Here is a 2,983-nt window from a genome sequence, read left to right as displayed (position 1 = left end):
CCGGATTGTTATTGCGCTCGTTGCGTGATAAAGCGCAACAGTGGTGGTACTTTTTAGACCATCCAGAAATTCCCCCTAATAATAATTTGGCAGAACGTTCACGGAGATTAGCCGTGACTAAACGTAAGGTATCTGGGGGTTCCCGGTCAATGTCTCGGTTTGAGGAAACTGCTGATTTGTTATCTGTGATTCAAACTTGTCGGTTTCAGGGTAGAAGCGCAATGGCTTTTTTCCGTGATGCTATATCTGCCCATTCTTGTAACTTATTTATGCCTTCTCTTATTCCCCAATCATAGACCTGAATCCTTACGTCTGAACTTCAACCCAACGGTAAAATCAAAAATATTTTATTGTTTAGTACCGATATTAGTCTCCCAGCCGAGGAAATACTTGAGTATTATCAGGCTCGTTTTCAGATTGAGTTTATTTTTCGTGATGCCAAACAATTTACGGGTTTATCTGATTCTCAATGTCGCAGTAGTCAACGGCTTGATTTTCATTTTAATGCCAGTCTAATTGCTTTAAATTTAGCCAAATATGAAGCCTATAATCGTCATTCATCTCCAGAACCCTTCGTGTTTTCAATGGCCTCTTATAAACGCCGGGAATTCAACAGACATCTACTTGACACCTTTATTAACAAGTTAGATTTAGACCCTAACTTAATTTTAAATCACCCTAACCTTCCCTCCGTCCTATCTTATGGTACTCTCGTTGCTTAAAAACTGTCCGAAGTATTGTCTTGACATTAGTTAGACAAAGCGACTCTAATTTACTAGATGCGGCATGGCTTTAGACCAGCCCGGTATTACTTGCAAATTGTAAAAATCCTTTCGGGTTCGATAACGAGAAGCATGGCATGAAAGCCAATTAATATTGTCATAACTTCACTCTCTTGTTAAGCGAGATTTAGGTAGTTTTTGACCCCTAACTTGTGGGAATAACCAGCAGGTTGAGTAAAGGCTCAAACACTTGACAAAAATCATCAACGTCACAAAAAATTTCGCTGGATATCTAAGTGGGACGAAGGATATTCCATAAAACTTCTCCTGAATCGCTAATCCGAGATAGGCAAGGAAAGCCACTGGCGCGAGTCGTGCGCGAGCGAGCGATAGGATGCAGTCTGCGGTTGCGGTCTGTGTATGAGGATTATCGCTGGCGCGAGCGACAATTGATGCCCTTTAAGGTTTGCCCAGTTGTACTCACGATTGGCGAGAGCCAGTGCCTTCGGCAATCGCACCAGCGGGTTGCGAAAGCCAACGCAGAGCCGGTCTCCTGGGATTGTCCCTCGCGCGAGCGAACACGAGCGCTGCGTTGGCAAGTCCCCCCTTGTTGACCGTTGCGATCGTGAGCGTCAAGCTCACGTAGCTCAAGTCTGGGTGGGAGACATCACCTCTATCAAGTTGCAACTGGAGTTTGTTTATCTGGTGGTGTTAATGGATGTATTCACCTATAGCATCCGACGATGGCATCTGGCTCGAAGTCTCTCAAGTTTAGGCCGATTGGGGAAAGTAAAATTGCTAAGAATTGTGACAAGGATAGTAGTATACCGGAGAACGGTTTATGCTGCTTAATAAGGATTGACTGGTTCAAGTGAAATAGGAGTGGACTATATTATGCAGCTAGATGTAACCACGTTAGGGGAAACGAAAATATATTGCGTCAATCGTGAAGAAGTTCCAATTGTATACAATCAAGTTCAGGAATATTTCAAACATGATATTCATTTAGAGGATGGTTCTATCGTATTTGATGTGGGAGCCAATATTGGACTATTTTCGCTTTGGATTACCCAACATTACAGCGGTAGCTATATTTATGCTTTTGAACCTGTACCAATTCTTTTTGAGGCTTTGAATAAGAATTTTCAGGAGATAGATGCAAAACATCTAAAGGCATTTCCCTTTGGATTAGGGCATGAAAATGCAACTGCCACTTTTGCTTACCATCCCTATGCGACTGCTATGTCAACTGTTTATCCCTATACTCAACAAGAACAAATAGAGCTTCAGGAAGCTATTTTCAAAAATTTGCCAGAGACAGCGCGAGACGAATTCAAACCAATGCTGAATTCATTCTTTGAAAATGAGCCAGTACAATGTCAGTTGCGGAAAGCAAGTGAAGTGATTCGAGAAAATAATATCTCAAGAATTGATCTTCTAAAAATCGACGTTGAAAAAGCCGAATTGGATGTCATGCGTGGCTTTACAACAGAAGATTGGTTGAAAGTCCAGCAGCTTGTTATTGAGATCCATAATTTAGATAATAGGTTAAACATTATCCAATCTTTGCTCTCTCAAACTGGTTTTAAGATAGTTGCTATCGAGCAAGAAGATGGATTGAAGGGTTCAAACATCTATAATCTTTATGCATCTCGTTAAGATATAGCAATCCTATTTAATACCAAATCCGGTTATAATAAGCTACTTATAAACTATGAAAATAAGGAGGTAAAACCCTGATGCCTAAAAAAGCCTATTTATAGAACCCATTTGATATCATGTCCGGTAAATAACTTACGATTAAGCTCCAATTTTAGTCCCCCAATAAAAACCCGTTAACCCTTGAATTAAATCTTGCTGTTGAAGCAGAGATTGGCATCGGTGAACTAAAAATTCTTCCAAATCGTGGCTCTACCGAACCTAGTATGTAAAAAAGTTAATAATTTTTATAAAAATTAACTATAAAATATAAAAATTAGGCGCTGGCAAAGCAGTTATATATTGACTTACAGGGCTTTTTGTAGTATAATAAAGTTAGATTTTATAAAAATCAAGATAAAAATTATACCTATGGCTTCCAATCCTCAACTTCATCTAATGACCAAACTCCTTAATATTGAGGGAGTGACCGTCAAAAGTTATCAGATTATTGAAAATATAGGAATCACGATTTACTTAAAGGAATGAAAATTTAATAACATCAGCGATGTATAATAAATAAATGAGTGAATATGAATAGGTTTATGTTTCGGTAGAGATGT

The 2,983-nt window shown here is 39.2% G+C and carries 2 protein-coding genes and 2 pseudogenes; all 4 read left to right on the top strand.

From position 1 onward, the window contains the following. Positions 1-296 (top strand): annotated as a pseudogene (locus QUA02_RS33125) (IS66 family transposase); the annotation flags it as partial. Between the two features lie 54 nt (positions 297-350). Further along, complete coding sequence (locus QUA02_RS33120; RefSeq protein ID WP_333033961.1) at positions 351-722, top strand: transposase; 372 nt, start codon at positions 351-353, stop codon at positions 720-722. A 639-nt stretch (positions 723-1,361) separates the two neighbouring features. Then, positions 1,362-1,487, top strand: a pseudogene (locus tag QUA02_RS33115) (IS3-like element ISAcma13 family transposase); the annotation flags it as partial. A 129-nt stretch (positions 1,488-1,616) separates the two neighbouring features. Beyond that, positions 1,617-2,381, top strand: a complete 765-nt coding sequence (locus tag QUA02_RS33110; RefSeq protein WP_333033959.1) for an FkbM family methyltransferase — start codon at positions 1,617-1,619, stop codon at positions 2,379-2,381. Positions 2,382-2,983: the final 602 nt, after the last annotated feature.

This window comes from Microcoleus pseudofavosus SVA1_A4 (assembly GCF_036700565.1).
GTDB lineage: Bacteria > Cyanobacteriota > Cyanobacteriia > Cyanobacteriales > Microcoleaceae > Microcoleus.
This window is presented reverse-complemented; position numbering and strand designations above follow the sequence as displayed.